Origin of the sequence: Limosilactobacillus urinaemulieris (assembly GCF_014838745.1) — a bacterium.
GTDB classification, from domain to species: Bacteria; Bacillota; Bacilli; order Lactobacillales; family Lactobacillaceae; genus Limosilactobacillus; species Limosilactobacillus urinaemulieris.
Genome location: NZ_JABUXR010000001.1, coordinates 36,310 through 56,190, shown reverse-complemented (window position 1 = coordinate 56,190; position 19,881 = coordinate 36,310). Strand labels below are relative to the sequence as shown.

Here is a 19,881-nt window from a genome sequence, read left to right as displayed (position 1 = left end):
TGGTTTAATGGAAAAAGAACATGGGCAGGTAACTGGTATTATTTGGCGTGGCCCAGAAGAGCTAGCGGTTTATCAACTAGTTAAGCAATATGCAGAAAAACAATCATTAACCGTTTCTGCAGCAGCTAAAGAATTAGTAAAAATCGGTCTTAAAGATATAATGACAAAATAAAACAGAGCATTGCTACTTCGTTCCTCTTAGTTAGAGGGCAGAGTGACAAAGCTCTGTTTTTATTTCTACTTATTTTTTAGGTAAAATGCTAGGCATATTAATAGTAGCAAAACAATAATCGCCAAACGCGGGTTTAATTTAAACAGCTCATGCATTGCATGGACTTCACCAATACCAACAGGTAATGAAGGTAGCAATAAAACCAACTCCTTATAGTTAATAGGCGGTTGGTCTTATTATCAGCATTTTGCCAAGAAATTGCAACCGATAGCTAATTAATATCTTGCGTTTTCTTAGCGCGGTCTTGAAGCCTAAAGGAAAGAATTAAGGCAATCACAACTAAGACAAGGGTAAAGTAAATTCCATAGTGGAACCCATTAGTAAATTTAAGAGCTGCAGTACCAGTAACATTCTTTTGCCCAAGTTCGAGGAAACTAGTTGCCAATGCAGTTGCCAATGCACCAACAATTTGCTGGAGAGTATTAAGAATTGTACTCCCATCTGCTGATTCAAGACCATTGAGGGAGTTTAGCGAACTAGTCTGCGCGGGGGACATTGCTAACGGACAACCAATCATTAAGATCACATGAGCCATAATGATATAACCAACCGATGAATGATTTGAAGTACATGCAAACATAATGGTTCCGATTAGTGCAATAACTAAGCCAATCATTACTGGTTTTCTAGCGCCAATATTATCGTAAAGTCGACCGGCTAGTGCAGATGTAATAGTATTGATCACTCCTCCGGGAAGCATAATCATACCAGTAAGAGCAACCGGAATCAACAAACCATTTTGTAGGTAGTTTGGTAATAAGTACATTGCGGAAAGGATGATCCCAAAATCGAGCATCACTAACAGAGCTCCTGTCCTAAAGGCCGGAATTTTAAATAACCTTAGATTAAGAATTGGTTCTGTTAAGTGGAGTTGGCGGTGAATATAAAATCCTAAAACAATTACTCCAACCACTAATGCCGAGAGAACGGGAACTGATAGCCAGCCATCACGACTAGAGAGACTAGCACTAATGACTAGCCCAGAAAAACCAACTGCGGATTCAATAATTGAAAGCCAGTCGACATGTGGTTTACTAACGTTATTAACGTTATCTAATGAAGTTATTGCAAAAATTAGCGCTAAGACTAAGAACGGGATAAATAGCCAGAAGATCCAGCGCCAAGAAAGTTTAGCAAGAATTAGTCCGGTAAGTGTTGGCCCAATCGCTGGTGCAAACATAATTACTAGTGCACAGATTCCCAATACAGCACCAAGTTTTTGGGGTGGAAAGATTTGCATTGCGACGGCGAACATTAGTGGCAGAATCAACCCGGTTCCAATCCCTTGCACCATTCGACCGATTAACACTCCTGGAAAACTGCTTGCACAAGCAGAGATAACCGCCCCAATAATAAAGCTTAGTAAACCAAAGATAATGATCTGACGAGTAGTAAACCATTTTGAAATTAGGCTCGATAAAGGAAGAATAATTCCAATAACAAGCATGTATCCGGTAACTAGCCACTGAATAGTTGCCATATTGACACGTAAGGACAACATTAGCTTGGGAAGAGCAATGTTAAGTGAGGTTTCACTTAACATTCCCACAAAGGCTCCTAATAACATTGCTACCATTGCTAGTTTAGGATGCGCAAGCTGCTTTCTTGCAGTACTATTTTGAGTATTATCCATTATATTTCTTCACTCCTTTACTCAACGATTGATTAGTCTATCAGATTTAAATTTTTTTCGTAAGCACTTTTTTCATTCGTATGCTAAAATATGATCTGATTGTATTAATTAGAGGAGGAAATTTCGTGGGTCAAAAGACAAAGACTGTTTACTTCTGTGCCGGTTGGTTTACAGATAATCAAAACAAGGCTTACAAGGATGCAATGGAAGCAATTAAGGAAAATCCAACGGTTGATGTAGAAAATTCATACGTTCCATTAGAGCATCAATATAAGGGATTAAGGGTTGATGAACACCCTGAGCTGCTAGAAGATCGTGAATGGGCAACAGCCACCTATAATGGTGATCGCGTTGGGGTTTCAACCAGTGACTTATTATTAGCCGTTTATATCCCTAAGGAAGAAGATGTTGGGATGGGGGTCGAACTAGGGATGGCCTCTGCACTTGGCAAGCATATTCTGGTTGTTATTCCGGATGAAGATTGGGGAAAACCAATTAATTTAATGAGTTGGGGAATTGCCGACCAATTTATTAAGATGTCTGAATTAGCGTCTTTTGATTTCAACAAACCATCCTTTAACTTCTATGATGGAGCTGTTTACTAATTTAATTGAGTAAAGACAAAAAGAACCGGTGTCTACCGTTTAAGATTGGTAAGGCATTGGTTCTTTTTTACTTAAGTTTACATAATATATTTTCAATCGTTAACTTAAAAATTGATTTTCAATTTCATAAAGTAAACCATCATGATTATTATCTCGTTGGGTAATCTGGTCAGCAACTCGTTTTAAATCAGGGGTAGCGTTTTTCATTGCAAAACCGATACCACTTTCTTGGATCATTTCAAGATCATTACTAGTATCACCAAATGCAGTTACGTCAGCAAGACTTCTACCAGGAAAGTGACTAATTAGTTCCTTTAGTCCAGCTGCCTTGTTCACCCCATATGGTAAAATATCGATCCCGTAAGCACCGCTATAAGTAGCCTGAACCATCTTAGGAAAAGCGTTGTTAATGGATTGGATCACCTTTTCAATTATTGATAATTGTGGTCGACTTTTAAACCAATTTAAGTTGACGTTATATATCGGTTCGTTAACCTGTTCAAGTGACGAGAAATATTGATGATGAGGGTAGAATGGGACGGAAACATCCTTGAATTTGTTGCCAATAAAGGTATTTGAAGCTCCTGAAAGCGAAAAGAGATCTGGATGATAATCTTGCTGAATAAGAAACTTAATTAAATCTTTTAATAGTGGTTGTGGATGAACATGACTAATTACATCTTGATTATTAATAACTATTCGACCACCATTTTCGGCAATGAATGTATTTACTGGGCATCTCTGGAAAATTGCTTGAACCGCATCATAGCTATTTCCTGTCGCAACAATTAGAAGAATCCCCTTATTGAAGAGTTCTTGATAATCACGGTTAAAGCGTTGACGATCAAAATAATCATTGTCGTCATATAATGTTCCATCAATATCAATCGCGATAAATTTTTGTGGTAGCATGGCGTTCTCCCTTTTATTAGAAATTAAATTCTCTAATTTATTAATTACTACTTACTATTTTACTAGAAAAGGATTAAAATAAACTATGTAAGGCGCCCTTAGTGTAATGGATAGCACATGAGATTTCGGTCCTCATGATCCGAGTTCGACTCTCGGGGGGCGCATTATTAATTACGGTAATTTACACTTGGCTTTCAGTCAGGTGTTTTTTATTATAAGCATTTTTCTCGACATTAATCTATTAAGTATGTTTATCTTATAAGTATAAGACAACCATGGCTTTATGGGGGTGTAATCTCATGAATCAAGAACAGAAAAAAGAAGCATTGGCAAAATTAACGCCAACACAATATGCGGTTACTCAAGAAGCGGCAACGGAACGGCCTTTTACGGGAAAGTATGATCATTTTGACCAACCCGGAATTTACGTAGATGTTGTCAGCGGTGAACCCTTGTTTTCTTCCTTAGATAAATATGATGCAGGATGTGGCTGGCCATCTTTCACACAGCCAATTAAGAGTCGGGCAGTTAAAGAAAAACGTGATCAGTCATTTGGAATGGAAAGAATTGAAGTCCGTAGCAAGGATGGTGATTCTCATTTAGGACATGTCTTCGCTGATGGTCCACAAGATCGCGGAGGCTTACGATATTGCATCAATTCTGCCGCGTTACGGTTTATCCCGGTTGACCAATTAGCTGCTCAAGGATATGATGAATATCAATCACTTTTCCAATAATATCTATTATAATTATAATAGTAATATTAAGGAGTGTGATGACGATGGAATTAACCGGAATTAAAGAGATTGCTAATATTGGTGCTGGAACAATGGGTCACGCGATCGCCCTCCAATTTGCAATGAATGGTTATAATGTTAAAGTTTATGATCGTCAGCAAACGGGACTTCAGCGTGGTGAAGAGCTGATTCGTCATGATCTGAAAACTTTTGTGGATGCTGGAATGATCACTGAAAAGCCAGAAGAAATTTTAAACCGGCTAACCTATACAACTGATCTTACTGCTGCTTGTCAAAATGCAGATTTTGTAATTGAATCAATTATTGAGAATGAGGAAATTAAGAAGTCAGTTTGGACGGAAATTGAGAAGATTGTTAAAGAGTCAGCAATTTTGGCAACTAACACTTCGGGATTAAGCCCAACAGCTTTACAAAGTGTCCTTCAGCATTCAGAACGGTTTGTCGTTGCCCATTTTTGGAATCCTGCACAGTTAATGCCGTTAGTTGAAGTTGTTCCTGGTAAAAAGACGAATCAAGAAACGGTTGATGTTACCGTTAAGCTCATGAATAAGATCGGTAAACATGCTGTACCGCTTAAGAAGGAGGCACTCGGTTTTGTCGGTAACCGAATTCAGCTAGCAGTCTTGCGGGAAGCCTTCCATATTATCTATTATCGATAAAGGCATTGCTAGTCCAGAGGCAGTTGATGATATTGTTAAATATAGTCTCGGTCGTCGTTGGAATTTAGTTGGGCCAGTCGCCAGTGCAGATCTAGGCGGGCTGGATGTTTTTAAGAATATTAGTTCATACTTATATGCAGATTTAGCTAACGAAACCGGAACTGATCCAGCGCTCGCTAAAAAAGTTTCCCAAAATGAATTAGGATTAAAGACGGGAAAGGGCTTCTTTGATTGGCAAGGGGATGCTGGTAAGAAAATCGTTAAACAACGGGATCAGGCACTCCTTGATCAGCTTAAGGACGATCAAAAATAATTATTGAAATAAAATTAGCTCTCAGAATAAATCAAATGGACAACTACATGTCTAACTGATTTTCATTGCGTCTGAGAGCTAATTTTGTTTTTAAACGAAATTACCCCTAAATTTTGACTTAGATTTAAATTATTCTCAGCAAGAAAGTGTTATTTGTATATAATAACACTTCATAAATCGTGATATAATAGGATCACGTTTTAAATAAAATAATAGATGTGTTATTATTGTGAATAGCAAAATAATAACATTACCAGTATTAGGTGGGGAAAATGAAACAATTAGTACTACCAATTAAGGATTCAAACATTCTTTCCGAAGTTCAAGACACACTCCTTCATAATTTTAAGGCTGGGCGACGAAACTACACCATCTTTCAAGTTGGTAAAGCGACATTATTGCGAGTGAGTGATGTTTTACGCTTAAAGCAATCAGATGTCTTTGAAGAAAATGGCTTATTGCGTGAACATGCCTTTATTAAAGATAAGAAAACCGGTAAACAAAATACCTTGTATTTACGACCGGTTAACCAAGATCTATTAATGTATCAGCAATGGCTTAAAAAGATGCATTTTGAGGGAACTACCGAATGGTTATTTCCTTCAATCACGCGACCTACTAAACATATTGATGAACGCCAATTTTACAATGTCATGCACGAAGTTGGCGAGTTGTTAGATATTAATTATCTTGGAACACATACGATGCGTAAAACGGGGGCTTACCGAGTTTACGTTCAGAGTAACTATAATATTGGTTTGGTGATGAGTCTGCTAAACCATTCCAGTGAAGCCATGACACTAAAGTATCTAGGCCTTGATCAAACCAGTCGAGAGCAAATGCTAAATAAAATTGATTTTGGTTAGTTTACATAATATTTTATCTATTAAAAAATAGCGGTTCTCGTTAGCAAAAACCAACGAGAACCGTTTTTCAATATTCTATTATCAATACGAACGATAATATTGTCGTGGTCGATCAGCGATCGGTCGTGAATATTTGCCAGTTGCTTTAATTGGACCATCTGCTTCATTGCTTTTGTCGATCTCATAATCATCGTCAGCAGCAAATGGAACTGGAATTTTTTGTGAATTATCAACCGTTGTTGTCCCGTCCTGATAGTTAATCCTTATTCCGGGCTCAACATTAAATAGATAAACATTGAAATTAAGTGTTCCATCTGTTGAAAGCGCTTGAAGATTAATTCCACGAGCAATTGTTTCGTTATTACGAAAAATTGGTGTTGCTTGGAAAATAACATGTTTACCATGTTCAATCGCATGACGAACTTCCGTTTCATAGATTGTTTGAAGCATCTGATTAGTAAAATCGGTTTCTGTAAAGAGGTTTCGTGGATTATCTTGATCACCAACAGCACTTGGTTGATACTTACCAGTTGTTTTGTTAAGACCTGCTGTTAATGAATAAGCGATTAAGTGACCACGATTATAAATTAACAGGCCATTACGATTAGGATGCCAACCAGCGGGCTCAACAGTTTGCTGAACTCGTAAACTAATATTAGCATGATTCCGTTGCTGAAGGAATGCGGTATTACTAGCCGATGTCCGCTGCTGAGCATCAAGTTGTTGATAGTTAACATGGTTTGTTTTCCATGACTTAGGGTTTAAGGTTGATTTGCCGTTGTTTAAATAGATAATAGGATATTGACCAGAATGATAATTTAATTGTGCCAATATCTGTTTTTGCTGACTAGTGATTCCGCCAACAGTATTTGATGATCGGTGATCGTAATTTTGTTGAAAATGGTGTCGTGATTGGAGTTCCTGATAATATGGATAGCCATATGAAACGCCAATCCCAACGCCAAATCCAATGATAAATAATAAGCCAATTTTAATTGCTTTAATTAGCCGCAAAAGAAGTTTCTCCTTAGTAATTCAAAGTATTTGTATTTTAGTTAGTCGATAGTGAGGAGTCAAGTTATTAAAAACGAATTTACCAATTATTTAATTACTAAAGTTGAGTCTATATATAGAAAGCTAATTAAGCAAGAAATGAGTGCTGGGGGTACTTTTTAAGTATCTCTAGCATTAAAACTATAATTTTAATGACAGGTTTCTAAAGCAAAATGCTTTAACCCTCTTTAAATTAACTAGTCTTAATCTGTCCACTTTTTACCCATGTTCTTATTTAACTTAGTTTTAACTGGTCTGAGTCGCTTAATTCCAATTAAACGTTAAATAATTTTTGACAATTCCAGTAAATACAAGGATTTGATGATTAGTTCTGGATATTTCTGCCAGCCAGATGCTTAATGTGACCTTTGATGGAATTAATGGTTTTCAGTTAAAAAAACTAATTCTTTAACGGAAATTGTGACATAAATCCGATTACTTTCACAGTACACGAATAAACGAACTCCAGAGTTGCTTTACCAGTAATCTGGAGCTCTATTTGTACTTTCTAAAGACTCTTATCTTCACTTTTATTCCTAAAATTTGGGTCAGAGGAGAGAAATTCTAGCAGATGTTTATGTTGGAAATCCTCTTAGATCATAAAAGGGCCATACTAATTAGCGGTTCTCTTAAATTAAGTTAAACTAATAATTCTCCCCTGCTCTCCCCTCACCTGATTGATTATCGTTCATGATGTCTAACATTCGTTGGCCGGTTTCAGGGTGACGATAGTGGTAGCAATTACGTAGTGACGGTTCTTGCCATAATTGTTTAAGAATTTTTTCTATATTCATATTTTCGGCAATAATATTTAAGAACAAAGCTAAATTCTTGACTTTTCGTCGCTTCAATCGCATTTGCTGAAGCTGATTGGCAAATTCATTTGCATTTAACCGACTAAGATCTGCTAGTTCTATTGTATGCAAATAATCTTGAAGTAATTCCTTATCGTAGCATTTTAATGCTTTGTCAATCAGAGGCTTTTGCGCCATCACTCTTACTATATAACTAAGTGCTATAAACGTTTCTTTAGCATTATATCTTTCAAAGTCAATTTGGGGAATTTCAATTGGATCCTCAATTGTATTTATGGGTTGTTGGTTAATTGAACTGAAATGTTCCTGCAGTTGGGTGTCTAATTGTTCTAACATCATTAAAAGAAATGCTGAATTTGTGGTTCCATAGTTACTTTCAAATGAGGCAGGAAAAGAACTATTCAACTCTTTATTAGGCCACACAATCGCACCGGTTTTAAGATTAATTACATAATTACTCAATGGGTTCCAATCTGGATACTTATTCCAAATTTTCTTATTAACTCGGATCGTATTTGCAGTAGCAGCGGCCTTATCGAATTCACGCCACCGTCGAACCTCACTATTAACGGTTTTAAGAAAGACTCCCTTACTCGTATTAAAGTAATATCGTCTATCTGGTGCATCAATTGCGATTGCGTAGTACTTATTATCGGTTATTTTTAGCGGACAAGTATAGTTGTCTTGGGGAATTCTATCAGGAGTCAAAGCAGCCTTAATCTCTTCTTGATCAGGTGACAGTTTAATTAATTTACTCGACTTAACATCTAAATAATAAAAACGTTCTGTCTTCTTTTTTGCAAATAATGTCGGATATTTGGCCTTCAATTGTGGGAAAATTTGGTTGATCTCAATAGCTGAGTTCCATTGAAAATGCCCCGTTTCTTTCCTGGTGAATCGTTCATTAACTGACCAATAGTTATTATTTCCCTTACTCGAACGGTATACTAATTCGTAAGTCATTAGCTTCCCCTCCTTGAACGTTAGTTCGATAACAATATTTTATCAAATATCACTGCATTTTTCGAACAAATATTCGGGAAAATACTAATTATTTCCGTTTAAATAACCGTGACAATAGCCCTGGTTTAGACTGTTGGTTTTGTTCCTGCTGCTTAGCAATCGTCTTCATCATTTCTGTCATCATCTTGTTTTGCTGCTCATCGCGTTGCTTCTGAGCTTTTAAATATTCTTGCATTGCATCAGTTTGCTTATCTTTTTGATGAAGGCTATTATAATGCTGCCTAATTAACGGCTCTCCGATGAACTCGTCAAATTTATTAATATCAAGAATCATCCCATTATTGTATTGCTCAATTGCAACTCCCAATTCACGAGGAAACATATTGAAATAGTTATCCAAAGTCTGGTTAATATTCTCGTAGGTACTCCCCTTAAGATTATTGAAAATTGCTTTTGATACCGTAAAATGTTGCTTACCCTCACTGTTAAATGACACATGCTTAAAGTCATCGTCTTTAATTAACATTTTCCAGGTAAGACGGTTTCGATCAACCTTATAATCATAGTTATGGTCAATAATTCCCTTTAATTCGTCTTGAAGGCCAAACTTAGCAAGTAATTCTTTGACGATTTTTCGGGTGAGACTTAAGTAATCATCAACTAAGTCCTGTTCATCTAATCCTGACAGGTTAACCAATCGTTGATTTAATTCATAAACAACTGCTTTATAGATATGATCGTTAATATTATTTTGGAGGATACCGTAATTATATTTTTGCTTTTCTGGTGGTAACCATCCGGCTTCAAATGATAAATAATAAACCCGCTTAGTAATTTCTTCCAAATTATTAATATCACGACCACCAATATTATGGTTCATCGCAAAAATATTAACGTTATGAATATCCGTAATGGTATTGGACCATTGTTTAATTGCGTTCGTGGCGACCTTACTATGAAGAAAATTCTCGTTTAATTCGTCCACGATCATTGGTGAAATGAACCGCTTTGAATTAAGGTAATTACCAAGGAAATTAACTGCTTTATTTGTATGAGCACCAGTTCCCTGATTAATTTCTGAATATTGAAGGTTCATCCCCCGATCACCAATAAACGGTTTAAAGTAATCCCGAACTAAAAGGGTCTTCCCTGTAGTCCCCCTACCAATTAGGACCATTGATAGTGGTACTTGATCAGCACTTTTAGCATAATTGGACTTACGATAGATTTGCCGGATCTTCCAGATTAGTGGAGCCGTCATAAGATACATAAATGCAGATAATGCCTGCTGACTTTCATCACGAACCTTGTTATATTTAAAACTTTTGATTACTTTAACAAAGTTTTCGACATCGTCCCGAGTAACATTTTTAACATGATTTTCTAGGGGAATGAATTCATGAGAGTTGGGTTGCTGAACTAATACATTATCGTCAGCATATGACCATAGAGGCTGCGGGTAGAGTGTATTAGCTTCCACGACATTATTAGCCGGTTCTTCCAGGTTATTATAGACAATTTCTTTAACCTGATTCTTAATTTCTTCAGTTTTCCGTCGTTTATTTCCTTTAGGGGTATAAATCGAGTTAATTACCTGTTTAACATCCTTTGGAACCAGTGCATATCGCTGATCTTTTTGCGAATTAGTTATTTTTGTAATATCTTCTACTGGAAAGAGAACAGTATTATCATTGATTTGTTCGACCGTTTGGCTTGTTAGAATTTCGGTAATTTCTTTTGCCGATTTGCCTTTAATCTGATCGATTACTTTCCGATCAAGATAGTTAGTACTATCCTCAGTAAAGTTCTTCTTGAAAAGTTGTTGATGTGTCCGATAAAAAGCTAGATCAGCTGGATTATCCTTTGATCCTGCATACATCCACAGCATTTCAAAATTGTTGGTTAGTGCTTTTTGAGTTAAATTCATCGATCCGTTAAAAATCTTAAATTGATTATCATTTTCAACAATATAATACTTGCTATGAAAAAGCTGCTCCTTAGTGAACCGTAATTTTAAGCTTTCGTCAGCAACTCGGGAAATGAATTGTTCATTAGCCGATGTAATTTCTCTTACCCGACGCGTAAGATAAAAAAACTGATTCAAATTTTGCCCTGTTCGCTGATCTTCCATCCCCAAGATTAAATTAACCTGCTTAAATTGTGGAAGAAGATGCTTTTCAATGATCTGAAAACTCCCGACAAACGTAACTCCAGAAAATCGTTCATAGCCTGATACTAATTTCCAAAAATTCGGCTGAGTTAGCATTCGTTGATTTTTAAGATCATATACCGTTAGCATAGTTTGGTCCCTCCCTACTAGTCTTTAAGTATAGGTTATCATCTTTATTCTTGATTTTCTTTCTTAATTTTCTTGCCAAATAGTTATGCTTCTGGTAATATAATTCATGTTGTGCGATACAACCCGTCAACGGGAAATAGCTCAGCTTGGTAGAGCACCTGGTTTGGGACCAGGAGGTCGCAGGTTCGAATCCTGTTTTCCCGATTAATCTAAGAGTCATTCCTTTCCGGGATGGCTTTTTTTATTATAATAATAGATAAAAGTATATATTAGGTGGAATAATGAAATAATGGAATCAGATAAATACCTAAGTTTAATTCAACAGGAGCTTGCACAGCTTCCTGATTATGTAAATGAGTACTATTTGGGGACTAATCACGCAGTTACCACTACTTACCAGTATTTAACGGAAATCCGGCGTTTCTTTAACTGGCTTCGAGCTAGTGGCCTATCTGGGGCAGATAATAATACTAGAATCCAAACTGATGAACTTGCCAAGCTACGACGAAATGACATTATGCTATACATTGATCATCTTAGTCACACCACTAATGCACAAGGTCATTTAAACTCTCCTACTTCTATTAATCGGTCAATTAACGCCTTACGTTCATTGTTTAAATATTTAACGGTGACAGCTGATGTTAATGATGGTGAACCATATTTTTACCGAAATGTGATGCTTAAGATCGATTCATTAAATGATACAAAGACATTAAACTACCGTGCACATACTTTAGCGTCTCACATGTATCGTGGAGAAATGAAATTCGACTTTATTGATTTTATCAGTAACCAGTATCCGCAAATGTGTGATAAGCGCGCGTTACCGGCATATAAAATTAATAAAGAACGCGATATTGCAATTATCACGCTGATCCTTGGTACTGGAGTTCGTGTCTCAGAAGCTGCTAACGTTAACTTGGCTGACCTAAATTTGAAGCAGAACTTACTTGATGTTGTACGGAAAGGTGGGCAGAAGGATTCTGTGCCAATTGCACCATGGGCGATGCAGTACATCAAAGCATATTTGGAAATTCGCGCTAAACGATATCACGCCTTAAAAAAGGATACTGCCCTATTCCTTACCGTCTATCATGGTGAAACCAGGCGAATGACAGCTAATGCAATTGAAAAAATGGTTAAAAAATATTCAACTGCCTTTGGTCATCCGCTTACCCCACACAAGCTTCGTCACACCCTTGCTTCTGAAATGTATAACATTACCAAAGATCAGGTGTTAGTTGCCCAGCAGTTAGGCCAGAAAGGAACTTCCGCAACCGATCTCTATACTCACGTTGATCAGCGAAAACAGCGTGAGGCGCTTGATGAGATCAGTAATCATCCAGAAAAAGAATGAAGTTATTGGCGCTCCTTGAAAAGACTGTTAAAATAGAATTTGAATATAATAAACTAAAGGCTTAGGTGAGATTTAAAAGATGAATGGATTAATGGATTCATATTGGTTTCAACTGATTGTTATCATTTTGATTTTGCTGCTAGCAGCACTGTTTACTTTGCTTGAATATTCTGTTGTTAAGGTTCGACCAAGTGAGTTAAAGGAATTGCGTCAAACCAAGAAAGTTCAACGTGCCGAACACATGGTTAATAACCTTAATGAGTACCTATCGACAGCACAGGTCGGGGTTACGATGACTTCCTTGATTTTAGGGTGGATTGGTGATCAATTTATTACCAACTTACTGTTAAAGATCACGGTTGTTCCAGCTGACGTGCGAGAAGTTATTTCCCCTATCTGTGGTGTTCTAATCTTCACGTTCTTTCACGCTGTCTTTACTGATTTAGTAGCAAAGAATATGGCAATCGATAAACCAGTTCCAATCCTTCTGGCAATTGTCCACCCGATTCAGTTCTTCCATACAATCTTCTACCCATTTGTATGGTTATTCGCTGTCGTTGCTGCATGGGTAACTAAGCTTCTGGGTTATAATGTCCAACCTGAAGAAGATACTTACTCGCAAAATGAAATTATGACCCTTTCCCAACAGTCTGAAAAAGCTGGTGAAATGGATAAAGAAGACGTTATCTTTATGCAACGCGCATTCGAAATGAACGATAAAGTCGCTGAAGATATCATGATTGATCGGACCCAGTTAGCGGTAATCGATATTACTGCCTCAATTGCTGATGCAGCACAGTTATACTTTGAGAAGAAGTTCACCCGATTCCCGGTTGTTGCTAATAACGATAAGGATCATATCCTTGGTTATATCTTTGCCTACGATATTATGCGGCAAAACCAAATTAATCCTCAACAATCAATTCGGACAATTATGCGAAAGATTCCAATCGTTTATGAAAATGAGCCAATTACTAAGGTTCTCCAAGAAATGATTAAGAAGCAGGTCCCAATTGTTGTTGTTCAAGACGAATATGGTGGAACATCAGGGATTATTACCGATAAGGATATTTACGAAGAACTCTTTGGAACTGTCGGCGAGGAAATTGATCACGCAACATCCGATATGATTGAAAAGAAGGAACCGGATAGCAAGGGGAACCCTACTTACGAAGTTTCTGGTAAAATGCCGCTCGATGATTTTGAACGGTACTTTAATACTAAGATTGACCAGTTCGAAAACTCTGAAGTAACAACTCTTACAGGATTCTTCCTTGAACGGCAATATGACTTAAAGGTTGGTCAGCCAATTAGAGTCGACAGCTTCTCATTCATCCCCCTCGACTTACAGAATGCTTACGTAAATAAGTTTAAGGTAATCTACATTAAACCAAAGAAAAATAAACCTAAACAAGAAGATAAATAAAAAAATAGTAGAAAGCAATTGACTAATCAATTACTTTCTACTATTTTTTTATTTCTCAAATTTGGCGTTTACTATGAGGATATACTCCCATGCTAATAGCAATTGCGGCTAAGCCAAGGCTGATAGCACTAGTAAGCCGATTATAATTACCCGTTTGTGGTAAAGACTTAGAATGTGCACGGATTGGTTCCTCATTTTCTAAATCATAACTATGTGAATTACGTGTAGTTGTATATAAGATCTCAGGAAATTTTACATTATGATATACCTGATTGTGTTCAGTTACTACTTTATCGTTACTAGTTAAATATTCGTTATTAATTATATTTGAAGATGTATTTTGATTGGTAAGGAAATTATTTGTTGATGATTGATGAGTAGCAGGACTAGCGCTAGATACCACTGAATCACTATTTGATTTGCTAATTGAATTTATTGGATCAGATTTAATAGTGGTATCGACTATATTATTATGTGCATTGACGTTCGAAGTTGATTGTTCACTATTCCGGGTAACAAGATGTTCTGGATTATCTGATAAGGCTGGGATATCAGGCTTCATTTCTAATTGTTGTCGCTTTAAATCTGCTAGCTCACCCTGCAATTCATCTAGATTTATTTGAGCTGAATTCAGAGCTAACTGATCATTAGTAACTTTTTTCTGAATATTATCTTGATCAGTCTTTAATTTATTGATCACATTAGTCAGGTTAGTAAGCTGGTTCTGATATTCTTGATGAACTTTCAGTAATTCAGAAATATTGGATTGTCTATTATTCAGATCTTGTAATAAGGCCTGATCATTATTTAACCGATTTTTAGCAGTATTAAGATCTTTTTCTAAATTATCTCTTTTCTTACAAACTTCATTGAATTTATCTTGAGCTTTTTGAGAATCGGTTTTAATTTGTTTAAGCTTTGCTTCGGCAGTCTGTAACATTTCTAGCTGGTGATTCAAATTTTTATTCAGATATGGAATAGTATCTGGATTAACCTGCTTAGATTCTAAGTAATTGATTTTATTTTGAAGTTCAGAAACAGTTTCCTCAGCATCTTCTACTTTCTTTGCCAGAGGAGCTAGAACTGTATTTTTATTAATAGCTTGGTTATAGTCATTTTGAGCTTGAGACAATGCATTATTAGTCTTCGCCAAAATTTGTTGTTCAAATTCTATTTGAGCTTTAGCTTTTGTAATTGCTTCCTGAGTGTTATAAGAATCATTTTCATGCTCGGTTAATTTTTCAACTTCCTGGTTATCATCATTAAGTTGTGATTGGATTGCATCCAACCGCTTTCTTGCTATATCTAGTTGAAGTTGTAATTTTTTGGCTTTGTTTGTTTTATTAGAATTTTGCAACGATTGATCGACATTCTCATTACTTTGTTCTGCATTAAGTTGATCTTGAAGTTCTACTACTTGTTGCTGTATTTGATTAAAAATGGCTTGATCAGCTGATAATCTATTACGACATTCTAATAAATGTTGCAAATTTTGCTCTGCCTGATCGCCTGCAACAGTTGCTTCTGTTAACTGTTTAACGGCCTGATCAAGATTTGCTTGTTGGATATCATTTGCTTGTTGTGCATCTAGGAATTTTTGATGTAATATATGTAGTTTTTGATCGTGAACCTCAACTGCAGCTTGTGCTGATGTATATTCATTTTGAGCATTTGTAGCAGTTATTTGGGCCGCAGAAAGATCACTATTTGCTTTACTAAGTTGACTGTTAGTTTGAGCAGTCTCACTGGTTGCCTTATTCAGTTCGTCTTGAGACTTGGCTACTGCAGCTGAAGCTTGATTTCTAGTTCTTTCTGCTTGTTCAACTTGCCAAACACTCTCACTATATGATGAGCCAGCATCACCAGCTAAAGAATTTTCTGAAGCTACTTGAGAAGAAAGTTGCTCGACATTAGCCTTATCTTGCTCAATTTTTTCCTTTATCTGCTCGGGAGTTTGCGAATTTAAACTAAGCTGAGCTTGAATAGCCTGATCAGATCGGTTAACTTGGTCAAATTGATTTTGTATCTGATTCAACTTTAGCTGTTGAGTAGTAGCAATTTGTGAATCATTTTTAAGATTTGTTTGGGCCTGATGTAAATTTTGGATCGATACATTTACTTGGGACTGTTTCTTGTTAATTTGATCAGTCAATGAGTTAGTAGTGGCAATATTGGATAAGGGTTGTATAGCTTGATTAACTGGCGTTGTTGACTGTACAGGTGCATCCCGCAAATGCGTTAGTAGCAATTGCTCCCGTGGCAACCGCTACAGTAGTTGCTAATGATATCTTAGTAATCTTTTGTTTATTGTTTAACATATTAGAATCCTCCCTATCGATATAGTGCTTATACAAATATATCCGTATACATATATTTTACCATTTTCCAATTCAATTGAATTAGTTTTAAAAGAATTCTATTAGACGCTTATATCGATAGATGTTTTTTTCTATGCTTGATAAAAGATTAAAAAGGAAGATCATTTAATATGAGTATGGGACAAAATATATCAAAATTAAGAAGAGCAAGGGGCATGACGCAAGAACAATTAGCTGATCAAAGCGGTTTAACAACGAATTACCTAAGTAAAATCGAACGTGATTTAGCTAAAAACTTTAGTGCTAAAAATCTTGTAAGGATTGCAAATACATTAGGAGTTCCAATAAATGAACTAACTGATAACATGACAAAAGAAGTAAAATCTAAAGAGTTTAAACCAAACCAAAAAGAACTCATTCATCTCCTAGATGAAATGGATGAGCAGAAAAGTGAAAAAGTTAGTAGGCTGATAACACATCTTATAAAACTATTGAAATAATACTCTAGTATTTTAAGCACTAATACGTAATGGCCTTGATCTCTTGTTGATTAAGACAATCGTTAAATTACCCTGTGTATCCCTGGACAAAGACTTCCTTGAAACTGAGAATTAAATATTAATTTTCTAGGTTAAAATATCAAAAAATCCGAACTACAAATTTTTGCTTTTAGCAATTATAGTTCGGATTTTTCAGATATTTAAAAGGAAAATCATTAACAAATAGGTAACTAAGTTCAGCAATTTAAATCGCTATTAAAATTATAAAACGTCTTTTACTTTTTTCTTTGCCAGAGGAACTTAATTAATGCTTGATCAACTTGTTTATTATCATGAAGTTTTGAGTGTTGAGCATTCTTTCCGGTTACCTTTAATTCAGTATAAGATTTTGCCCGTGATGCAACTAAATACTGAAGTGAACGTGATGAAATATTATCGACCCGTCCGTCAGTATGGTTACCAATATCACCATAAATATTTAAGACAGCTACCTGACCCTTAGGATAAGCCTTACGCGCTGCCGTCATTTGCTTATAAGTAGCGTTCATGTAATTAGGCTTCCCGTTAGAATATAGTTTCATACCAGCGGGTTGCTTAAGGTCATCTGGAATACCATCAAACGTTAAACCACCAAAGTGCCCTGCAATATCTACCTGCTTCTCTAATTTTGGCATATCTTTGTTTTGGCCGTTACGAAGCATGTAGTAGATAATCGAAATATTCCCAAGAGAGTGACCAACCATATTGATTTTATTAATTCCATATCGCTTCTTGATCATCTTAACCACATTAGTCGCATATTCACCGTGCTTATTAAAGTCAAGCTGGCGATTGTTTTCGTAGTTAACTTCAACAATTGGATTAATTGCACCACGATGCATATTCCCATGGAGGGTGACTTTTCCGTTATTGGTAACATCGGCCCTAATAACTGTATTAGTTACTCCAGCTTTTTTCGCTGCATTAACCATCCCTGTTTCTGCACGATAACTACTCCCACCACCATGGAAAAAGAGCGTTGCCGTTGTTGAATGAACAAATCGATTATTCTTCTGGGTATGGTATACTGCACCACCAATAATTGCCGCTAAAACGATAAGAATTGCAATTGTAGTACCAATTGTACTTTTCTTCATTGGTCAATACTACCTTTCTTTGTAAATGCTAAGCTTAAAATTTTGGCTTGAACCTCTTCAAGTTCGGCCGCACCATCATTAATGTAATTATTAACAAGTCGCTCATTAGCTTGAATATCAAATATTAGGAAATCATGAATTGTTGAAACTTTAATCCCTGCATGACGAAGATGCTGAATAGTCATCGCAATTGCTAGTTCTTCTACCTTAGCTGCTGAAAGTGACGCTGGAGCAACTTCAATAACGCCTTGGTAATAACCATTCATGAAGATTTTATTCATTAGGCACCCCTCCTCCAATTATTTCTCGTTTTAATTATATGCTTAGTTTCAAAGAGCGACAAGAAAATGATCCGTTAACACTGAATGATAATTATGTAAACTAAATATTTTTCACTTCTCAATAATTTAAAAATTGTCCCGCTAGTATTTAACTACGGGACAATCTAATTGATAATCAAAAATACTATTTTTTCCAGAGAAAATTAATTAATAAACGATTAACTTGACTATTATTATGAAGCTTGCTATGTTGAGCATTCTTACCATGGATTTCAATCTCCTGATAAGATTTAGCCCGGCCAGCAACAAGGTATTTCAATGATTTAGCAGAATTGACTGGCACATCTTCATCAGAATGACTGCCATCACCAACATCACCATAAATATTTAGAATCGCAGTATTCTTCGGAAAAGTTTGGCGCAATCCTAATAATTCACGATATGCAGAATCTTGGTGCTCCGGTTCACCGGTTTGCGTATCTACTTTAGCATCAGCACCATGTTCACCAGCTAACCCATTATAATGACCGGCAATTGCGACTAAGTGAGCGACCTTAGGCAACTTTTTATTATTCACATTATCATTAATGTAGTTAATGATCTCTAAGTTTCCCATTGAATGACCAACTAAGTTAATCTGCTTATAATGACGTTGTTTTTGCAAAGCAACTACTACATTTTTTACATAAGTTCCCCCATGATGATAACCTTGAGTATAATCATCCTGGTAACCAGCCAATTTATTGTCTTCTAAATTCACTTCGACAATCGGGTTGACTGCATTAGCTGGAATTTGGCGATTAAAGGTAACATTTCCTTTCTTGTCAACATTTGCTCGAACAATTGTTTTAGTAACTCCTGCGTCACGAGCAGCATTCGCCATCTTTTCTTCCGCGTGGGAACTACTACCCCAGCCATGGACAAAGATTGTTGGGGTTGATGATTGAACATAGTGGGTGACTGCATGGACACTAGCGGTGAATCCTCCTACCCCTAACAGTGCTACTACTAAAGTAAAAAGTAATTTCAAACTTTTTTGCATTTATTTCTCTCTAATTTCCTTAATTATTTTTGCTGGTACGCCAGCCACAACTGTATTAGCTGGAACATCTTTCGTCACAACCGCACCTGCTGCGACAACAGCATTCTTGCCAACTGTTACACCAGGTAAGATCGTTGAATTAGCACCTAACCAGGCATTTTCATCAATCAGCACCGGCTTCATCTCAACCTCATGCCTTCTCTGCGGATCTAGCGGGTGATTTACTGAAATAATCGTTGCATTCGGGCCAACTAAAACATTATCAGCTAATGTAATCCCGCCAAGATCAGTAAACATTACACCGCTATTGATAAAGACGCCTTTTCCAATTCTTAAATTAGCACCATAGTCACTTCGGATTGGTAATCGGATTTCAACCGAATCATCAATTTGTTGACCAGTAATATCACCGATCACTTGGCGAATTTCTCTTTGACTTGCCGCTCTGCTATTCAATTGTTGAAGAAGGTCTTGGTCTTTTAAAGCGGTTTTAGTAATTTCCTTTATCTCTTTAAGATTTGCGCGTTGCATTAACATCCCTCACCTTATTGATTTGTTATATTCATCATAACTACTTGCGGTAAGAATGTTAAATACTTATATTTTATAACTAACTATAATCAAAAAGAATGGCAAGACCATAAATATGACACCTTAATTAACTTTGATTTTTTATCGCGCTAATTCCGGGTTTCAACTATTTACCGCCT

20 protein-coding genes and 2 tRNA genes are annotated in these 19,881 nt (G+C 36.3%); 11 read left to right on the top strand and 11 right to left on the bottom strand.

Going from position 1 to position 19,881, the window contains the following annotated elements:
* Nucleotides 1-7 precede the first annotated feature (7 nt).
* Nucleotides 8-172, top strand: a complete 165-nt coding sequence (locus HUK45_RS00310; protein ID WP_191910576.1) for a hypothetical protein — start codon at nt 8-10, stop codon at nt 170-172.
* Between the two features lie 271 nt (nt 173-443).
* Here the strand turns inward: HUK45_RS00310 and HUK45_RS00305 are convergent, their stop codons facing one another.
* A complete protein-coding gene (locus HUK45_RS00305) occupies nt 444-1,865 on the bottom strand; it encodes a DHA2 family efflux MFS transporter permease subunit (RefSeq protein WP_191910575.1) in 1,422 nt (473 codons plus the stop codon).
* 80 nt (nt 1,866-1,945) lie between these two features.
* Here HUK45_RS00305 and HUK45_RS00300 point away from each other — a divergent pair, with 80 nt between their 5' ends.
* Entirely contained in the window at nt 1,946-2,470 is a 525-nt protein-coding gene (locus tag HUK45_RS00300) for a nucleoside 2-deoxyribosyltransferase (protein WP_191910574.1), read from the top strand.
* Nucleotides 2,471-2,569: 99 nt separating this feature from the next.
* Here HUK45_RS00300 and HUK45_RS00295 read toward each other — a convergent pair whose 3' ends face one another.
* Nucleotides 2,570-3,382 (bottom strand): HAD-IIB family hydrolase, encoded by an 813-nt coding sequence (locus HUK45_RS00295; protein WP_191910573.1) that lies wholly within the window; start codon nt 3,380-3,382, stop codon nt 2,570-2,572.
* A gap of 92 nt (nt 3,383-3,474) precedes the next feature.
* On the opposite strand from HUK45_RS00295, the gene HUK45_RS00290 reads away from it, so the two are divergent.
* The 5 genes from HUK45_RS00290 (at nt 3,475) to HUK45_RS00275 (ending at nt 5,978) form a co-directional block, all read left to right on the top strand.
* Nucleotides 3,475-3,546: transfer RNA gene (locus HUK45_RS00290), tRNA-Arg, on the top strand.
* Between the two features lie 135 nt (nt 3,547-3,681).
* A complete protein-coding gene (gene msrB, locus HUK45_RS00285; protein WP_191910572.1) occupies nt 3,682-4,119 on the top strand; it encodes a peptide-methionine (R)-S-oxide reductase MsrB in 438 nt (145 codons plus the stop codon).
* Between the two features lie 44 nt (nt 4,120-4,163).
* Entirely contained in the window at nt 4,164-4,799 is a 636-nt protein-coding gene (locus HUK45_RS00280) for a 3-hydroxyacyl-CoA dehydrogenase family protein (RefSeq protein WP_235971896.1), read from the top strand.
* The gene (locus HUK45_RS09470; protein WP_328797106.1) at nt 4,780-5,112 is read left to right on the top strand and encodes a 3-hydroxyacyl-CoA dehydrogenase family protein; all 333 of its coding nucleotides are present in this window, start codon (nt 4,780-4,782) and stop codon (nt 5,110-5,112) included. The genes HUK45_RS00280 and HUK45_RS09470 overlap by 20 nt, the downstream gene beginning before the upstream one ends.
* A gap of 272 nt (nt 5,113-5,384) precedes the next feature.
* Nucleotides 5,385-5,978: a site-specific integrase gene (locus tag HUK45_RS00275; RefSeq protein WP_148444626.1), complete on the top strand. Its 594-nt coding sequence runs from the start codon at nt 5,385-5,387 to the stop codon at nt 5,976-5,978.
* Between the two features lie 81 nt (nt 5,979-6,059).
* Here HUK45_RS00275 and HUK45_RS00270 read toward each other — a convergent pair whose 3' ends face one another.
* The 3 genes from HUK45_RS00270 to HUK45_RS00260 all read right to left on the bottom strand — a co-directional run bounded on the left by HUK45_RS00270 (nt 6,060) and on the right by HUK45_RS00260 (nt 11,108).
* On the bottom strand, nt 6,060-6,992 hold the full coding sequence (locus tag HUK45_RS00270; protein ID WP_191910571.1) for a DNA/RNA non-specific endonuclease: 933 nt from the start codon (nt 6,990-6,992) through the stop codon (nt 6,060-6,062).
* A 683-nt stretch (nt 6,993-7,675) separates the two neighbouring features.
* On the bottom strand, nt 7,676-8,809 hold the full coding sequence (locus HUK45_RS00265) for a hypothetical protein (protein WP_191910570.1): 1,134 nt from the start codon (nt 8,807-8,809) through the stop codon (nt 7,676-7,678).
* Between the two features lie 88 nt (nt 8,810-8,897).
* Nucleotides 8,898-11,108 (bottom strand): phospholipase D family protein, encoded by a 2,211-nt coding sequence (locus tag HUK45_RS00260; RefSeq protein ID WP_191910569.1) that lies wholly within the window; start codon nt 11,106-11,108, stop codon nt 8,898-8,900.
* 130 nt (nt 11,109-11,238) lie between these two features.
* Here HUK45_RS00260 and HUK45_RS00255 point away from each other — a divergent pair.
* From HUK45_RS00255 to HUK45_RS00245, 3 genes are all read left to right on the top strand, one after another.
* A tRNA-Pro gene (locus tag HUK45_RS00255) sits at nt 11,239-11,312 on the top strand.
* Nucleotides 11,313-11,397: 85 nt separating this feature from the next.
* Nucleotides 11,398-12,468 carry a tyrosine recombinase XerS gene (gene xerS, locus HUK45_RS00250; protein ID WP_191910568.1) on the top strand — a complete coding sequence of 357 codons (1,071 nt, stop codon included), beginning with the start codon at nt 11,398-11,400 and terminating at the stop codon, nt 12,466-12,468.
* 79 nt (nt 12,469-12,547) lie between these two features.
* A complete protein-coding gene (locus HUK45_RS00245; RefSeq protein ID WP_191910567.1) occupies nt 12,548-13,894 on the top strand; it encodes a hemolysin family protein in 1,347 nt (448 codons plus the stop codon).
* 55 nt (nt 13,895-13,949) lie between these two features.
* Here HUK45_RS00245 and HUK45_RS00240 read toward each other — a convergent pair whose 3' ends face one another.
* Both HUK45_RS00240 and HUK45_RS09670 read right to left on the bottom strand, forming a co-directional pair.
* Nucleotides 13,950-16,142 carry a coiled-coil domain-containing protein gene (locus tag HUK45_RS00240; protein WP_191910566.1) on the bottom strand — a complete coding sequence of 731 codons (2,193 nt, stop codon included), beginning with the start codon at nt 16,140-16,142 and terminating at the stop codon, nt 13,950-13,952.
* Nucleotides 16,090-16,212 (bottom strand): hypothetical protein, encoded by a 123-nt coding sequence (locus HUK45_RS09670; RefSeq protein ID WP_268889985.1) that lies wholly within the window; start codon nt 16,210-16,212, stop codon nt 16,090-16,092. The genes HUK45_RS00240 and HUK45_RS09670 overlap by 53 nt, the downstream gene beginning before the upstream one ends.
* Before the next feature lie 170 nt (nt 16,213-16,382).
* Between HUK45_RS09670 and HUK45_RS00235 the strand changes: the two genes are divergently transcribed.
* On the top strand, nt 16,383-16,712 hold the full coding sequence (locus HUK45_RS00235; RefSeq protein ID WP_191910565.1) for a helix-turn-helix domain-containing protein: 330 nt from the start codon (nt 16,383-16,385) through the stop codon (nt 16,710-16,712).
* A gap of 275 nt (nt 16,713-16,987) precedes the next feature.
* On the opposite strand, the gene HUK45_RS00230 is transcribed toward HUK45_RS00235, so the two are convergent.
* The 4 genes from HUK45_RS00230 to HUK45_RS00215 all read right to left on the bottom strand — a co-directional run bounded on the left by HUK45_RS00230 (nt 16,988) and on the right by HUK45_RS00215 (nt 19,708).
* Complete coding sequence (locus tag HUK45_RS00230; protein ID WP_191910564.1) at nt 16,988-17,848, bottom strand: alpha/beta hydrolase; 861 nt, start codon at nt 17,846-17,848, stop codon at nt 16,988-16,990.
* Nucleotides 17,845-18,129 (bottom strand): hypothetical protein, encoded by a 285-nt coding sequence (locus tag HUK45_RS00225; RefSeq protein ID WP_191910563.1) that lies wholly within the window; start codon nt 18,127-18,129, stop codon nt 17,845-17,847. Before HUK45_RS00225 ends, HUK45_RS00230 begins: the two co-directional genes overlap by 4 nt.
* A 184-nt stretch (nt 18,130-18,313) precedes the next feature.
* A complete protein-coding gene (locus tag HUK45_RS00220) occupies nt 18,314-19,171 on the bottom strand; it encodes an alpha/beta hydrolase (protein WP_191910562.1) in 858 nt (285 codons plus the stop codon).
* Complete coding sequence (locus HUK45_RS00215) at nt 19,172-19,708, bottom strand: DapH/DapD/GlmU-related protein (RefSeq protein ID WP_413230810.1); 537 nt, start codon at nt 19,706-19,708, stop codon at nt 19,172-19,174.
* Nucleotides 19,709-19,881: the final 173 nt, after the last annotated feature.

What these genes read in the sequence shown, in the direction of transcription:
- HUK45_RS00310 (WP_191910576.1), top strand. Translation starts at nt 8, where the DNA reads ATGGAAAAAGAACATGGGCAGGTAACTGGTATTATTTGGCGTGGCCCA.
- HUK45_RS00305 (WP_191910575.1), bottom strand. Translation starts at nt 1,865, where the DNA reads ATGGATAATACTCAAAATAGTACTGCAAGAAAGCAGCTTGCGCATCCT.
- HUK45_RS00300 (WP_191910574.1), top strand. Translation starts at nt 1,946, where the DNA reads ATGCTAAAATATGATCTGATTGTATTAATTAGAGGAGGAAATTTCGTG.
- HUK45_RS00295 (WP_191910573.1), bottom strand. Translation starts at nt 3,382, where the DNA reads ATGCTACCACAAAAATTTATCGCGATTGATATTGATGGAACATTATAT.
- msrB (WP_191910572.1), top strand. Translation starts at nt 3,682, where the DNA reads ATGAATCAAGAACAGAAAAAAGAAGCATTGGCAAAATTAACGCCAACA.
- HUK45_RS00280 (WP_235971896.1), top strand. Translation starts at nt 4,164, where the DNA reads ATGGAATTAACCGGAATTAAAGAGATTGCTAATATTGGTGCTGGAACA.
- HUK45_RS00275 (WP_148444626.1), top strand. Translation starts at nt 5,385, where the DNA reads ATGAAACAATTAGTACTACCAATTAAGGATTCAAACATTCTTTCCGAA.
- HUK45_RS00265 (WP_191910570.1), bottom strand. Translation starts at nt 8,809, where the DNA reads ATGACTTACGAATTAGTATACCGTTCGAGTAAGGGAAATAATAACTAT.
- HUK45_RS00260 (WP_191910569.1), bottom strand. Translation starts at nt 11,108, where the DNA reads ATGCTAACGGTATATGATCTTAAAAATCAACGAATGCTAACTCAGCCG.
- xerS (WP_191910568.1), top strand. Translation starts at nt 11,398, where the DNA reads ATGGAATCAGATAAATACCTAAGTTTAATTCAACAGGAGCTTGCACAG.
- HUK45_RS00245 (WP_191910567.1), top strand. Translation starts at nt 12,548, where the DNA reads ATGAATGGATTAATGGATTCATATTGGTTTCAACTGATTGTTATCATT.
- HUK45_RS09670 (WP_268889985.1), bottom strand. Translation starts at nt 16,212, where the DNA reads ATGTTAAACAATAAACAAAAGATTACTAAGATATCATTAGCAACTACT.
- HUK45_RS00235 (WP_191910565.1), top strand. Translation starts at nt 16,383, where the DNA reads ATGAGTATGGGACAAAATATATCAAAATTAAGAAGAGCAAGGGGCATG.
- HUK45_RS00230 (WP_191910564.1), bottom strand. Translation starts at nt 17,848, where the DNA reads ATGAAGAAAAGTACAATTGGTACTACAATTGCAATTCTTATCGTTTTA.
- HUK45_RS00225 (WP_191910563.1), bottom strand. Translation starts at nt 18,129, where the DNA reads ATGAATAAAATCTTCATGAATGGTTATTACCAAGGCGTTATTGAAGTT.
- HUK45_RS00220 (WP_191910562.1), bottom strand. Translation starts at nt 19,171, where the DNA reads ATGCAAAAAAGTTTGAAATTACTTTTTACTTTAGTAGTAGCACTGTTA.
- HUK45_RS00215 (WP_413230810.1), bottom strand. Translation starts at nt 19,708, where the DNA reads ATGTTAATGCAACGCGCAAATCTTAAAGAGATAAAGGAAATTACTAAA.